The organism is Pseudomonas endophytica, from assembly GCF_001411475.1.
Lineage (GTDB): Bacteria > Pseudomonadota > Gammaproteobacteria > Pseudomonadales > Pseudomonadaceae > Aquipseudomonas > Aquipseudomonas endophytica.
Map to the genome: position 1 here is coordinate 1 of NZ_LLWH01000108.1, position 3,394 is coordinate 3,394.

The 3,394-nt window shown below is 57.0% G+C and carries 3 protein-coding genes; all 3 read right to left on the reverse strand.

The genetic code is table 11. The annotated features are described in order from the left end of the window. On the reverse strand, positions 1-496 hold a 496-nt coding region (locus AQS70_RS08235; RefSeq protein ID WP_162233888.1), incomplete at its 3' end, for a divergent polysaccharide deacetylase family protein. 2 nt (positions 497-498) lie between these two features. Beyond that, entirely contained in the window at positions 499-1,812 is a 1,314-nt protein-coding gene (locus AQS70_RS08240; protein ID WP_055102366.1) for a S41 family peptidase, read from the reverse strand. Positions 1,813-1,847: 35 nt separating this feature from the next. Further along, the gene (locus AQS70_RS08245; protein WP_055102367.1) at positions 1,848-3,134 is read right to left on the reverse strand and encodes a murein hydrolase activator EnvC family protein; all 1,287 of its coding nucleotides are present in this window, start codon (positions 3,132-3,134) and stop codon (positions 1,848-1,850) included. Positions 3,135-3,394 lie beyond the last annotated feature (260 nt).

Genomic DNA, 3,394 nt, shown 5'->3' on the forward strand with positions numbered 1-3,394 from the left:
CGGCCGCAGCCACGGTTTGCGCGCTGGTGCGGCTGTCGACGAAGAATTTGTGGCGCCGTAGCAGTTCACCCATCAACCAAGCCATCGCCTGAGGCTGAGCAGTCATGCGGCTGCCTTCATGGTTGTTGATGCCGCTGGTGTAAGGCACGGCCTTGAACGCAGCGTCCAAGCGTTTAGCCAGCTCTTCCAGAGGCAAGTCGGGGTGCCAGGCAAACGGTCCGGTGGCCGGATCCATGGGCATGTGCAGGATGACGATTTTCCCAGCCTTGTGCGCCTCACGGGCAAACTCGGCCGCGTGCGGGGTATCGGGCATCACCGCTGTAGTGACCGGGCCGGGGAAAGCCAATACCCGGCGATCACGGGGTAGGTTTTGCCCTAAATCGTCGATGATTAAGGTCAGGTAGGCTTTGCGCGGTGTTTGCGTGTGGCTGTCCGGCGCCGCAAAGGCGGCACCGGACAGGCAGCAGAGCAGGGCGATGACAGACCACAAACGCATCATCAATTACCGCGAGTGATGCTCAAACCCTTGAGCAGACTTAAAGCCTGGCTCAACTGGTAGTCATCGTCTTGCGGCATGGGTTTGGCTTTGGTGCCAGAGCCAGTAGGTTTGTCGGCCCCGCCGTTACCGTTGCCGAGGTGGCCTTGTAGGTCGGCTTCTTTGTAGTACTCGGTGTCTTGTTCGCGAGTGATTTTGGCGCGGTTGACTTCGATGTCCGGCACGATGCCTTGAGCCTGAATCGAGCGCCCGTTGGGGGTGTAGTACAGCGCAGTGGTGATCTTCAAAGCGCGGTCGTTGTTCAGTGGTAAGACGGTTTGCACCGACCCTTTACCGAAGCTAGGTGTACCCATTACCACGCCGCGCTTTTGATCTTGTAGGGCGCCGGCGACGATTTCGGAGGCCGAAGCGCTACCCCCGTTGATCAATACGACGAGCGGAACGGCCTCACTCAAGTCTTTGCCGGTGGCCGAGAAGCGCAGTTCGGAGTTAGGCAGGCGGCCCTTGGTGTACACAATCAGGCCCTTCTTGATGAAGTGGTCAACCACTTCAACCGCTGATTGCAGGACGCCGCCAGGGTTGTTACGCAGATCAAGAATGATGCCCTTGAGCTTCTTGTTGCCGTTTTCTCTGCGCAGCTTGGCCAGCGCAGCGGCGACTTCTTCGCCGGTCTTGACCTGGAATTGGGTGATACGGATATAACCGTATCCGTCTTCGAGCAACTGAGCCTTGACGCTCTTCACCTGAATATTGGCGCGGGTCAGGGTGACGTCGAACGGCGCACCGCCGTTGCGAACCAGGGTCAGGGTGATTTTCTGTCCGATCTTGCCGCGCATTAAGTCCACGGCTTCAGTCATGCTCAGGCCGTTAGTCGGCTGACCATTGATCTTGACGATAAAGTCGCCGGCCTGGACGCCCGCTTTACTGGCCGGAGTGTCATCAATGGGCGAAACAATTTTGATATTGCCGTCTTCAGAGCCGACTTCAATGCCCAACCCGCCGAATTCGCCACTGGTGCTTTCTTGCAGTTCAGCGAAATCTTCTGGCCCAAGGTAGGCCGAGTGTGGATCAAGGTTGCTGAGCATGCCTTTGATGGCGTTTTCCAGCAGAGTTTTGTCGTCAACCGGTTCAACATACGCGGCCTTAATGCGGTCCATGACCTCGGCAAATGTACGCAGCTCTTCCAGTGGCAGCGGCGCCTTAGCGCTAGCGGCAGTTGCCGGCTGAGCGACTGGCTGGGCGGCAAATGCCAGTGGTGATCCCATCACCAGGGCGGTCGTCAGGGCCAGCGAGTTGAGGCGGGGCAAGTGCGGCATGTTGAACGAACTCCTACGTATTAAAGGTGATGGACTCATCCCTGAGTGCGGCACCATTGTGCAGGATCGCTAGGGCGGCCCTGCTGACGAATAGCAAAGTACAGTGCTGGTGAGGATTGCCCGCCGCTGTTACCCACGGTGGAAATCACATCGCCAGCTTTCACAATATCTCCAGCGGACTTAAGCAGGGTCTGATTGTGACCATACAAGCTTAAGTAACCATTACCGTGATCCAAAATGACCAGTTGGCCTGCGCCGCGCAGCCAGTCGGCAAACACCACTCGACCGCCGTGTACCGCACGCACCTGGGTGCCTGCGTTGGCGCTGATCATTACGCCGTCCCACTTGGTACGAGCGTCATCGCCACGGCTTTCACCGAAGCGGGCAAGTAATCGACCATCAACCGGCCACGGAAGTTTGCCCCGTGCCTGAGAAAAAGGTCCGCCATAAGAGACGCCCGCACTTGAAACCAAGGCACCTGGGGTCGATTGGACCGGTTTGCGTGGGGCGTCGCTAGCCACCGACTGAGCCTCTCGCTGGCGTTTCTTCTCTGCCTCTTGTTGCGCAAGCAGCGCTTTTTGCCGCGCCGCTTCGGCTTCGCGGGCCTGGCGAGCGAGGGTTTCTTCAATGGTCTTGAGGACTTTAGTCAGGTCTGCCTGATCTTGCTCGCGGGCTTGTAACTTTTGATCGCGATTTTTGACGTCGGTGTTGATCTTGGCCAGCACTTGCTGGCGCTCGGCGCGGACTTTGTCTAGCTCGGCACGCTGGCTGTCTAGGCTGCTTTTTTGCGTCAGCAGTTGCGCTTGTTGCTGGTTGATAGTGGTTTCGACATCGGCCAATTGGCGCAGGGTTTCATTAAAGCCTTTGAGCTGGGCCAAGCGGGCCTTGCTCAGGTAGTCGTAATAGGTGAGGGTACGGGCGAACTTTTCGGGGTTTTGCTGGTTGAGCAACAGCTTGAGGTATTCCTGGCGGCCACCTTGGTAGGCGGCTCGGGCCTGAATAGCGATCAGACGTTGCTGTTCAATTTTTGCGCTGTTGAGTTTTTGCTTCTCACTGTCTAGGCGCAACAGCTCGCCTTCACTCTTTTTTAGTTCTTTTTGCAGGTCCTCCACCTGTTTTTCTAGTTTGCCGATTTCAGTTTCAGTGCTGCGCAGGTCTTTTTGGGCGCCGGATTTTTCTTCCTGGAGCTTGCCGAGAAGTTTTTTCAGCTCGCCGATGTCCTGGCGCGTGGCGTCTAACTGCTGTTGAGTTTGTGCGCGCTCGTCGGCAAACGCCGGTTGGAGCAGGCATGCGAAGGTCAGAGCTATAAGGGCGCGAAGCATGGGGCGGGCGACACCTGGAGGAACGAGACGGCCTAGTATGCCCGCCAACGTTGCCGATAAGGAATGGATGAAGATGAATTTGTGGCTGCACCCCGATCTTGTTGGAGCAATCGAGCTACAGCCATCGTTATGATCTTTTTTGTGTCATCTGCGCTGCCTCTGCTTTGTGTGAGCTGCCGCAGGCTGCGATCTTTTGATCTTTAAAAACAAAAGATCGCAGCCTGCGGCAGCTCCTATAGAGGCTAAGTGCTTACGCGTCG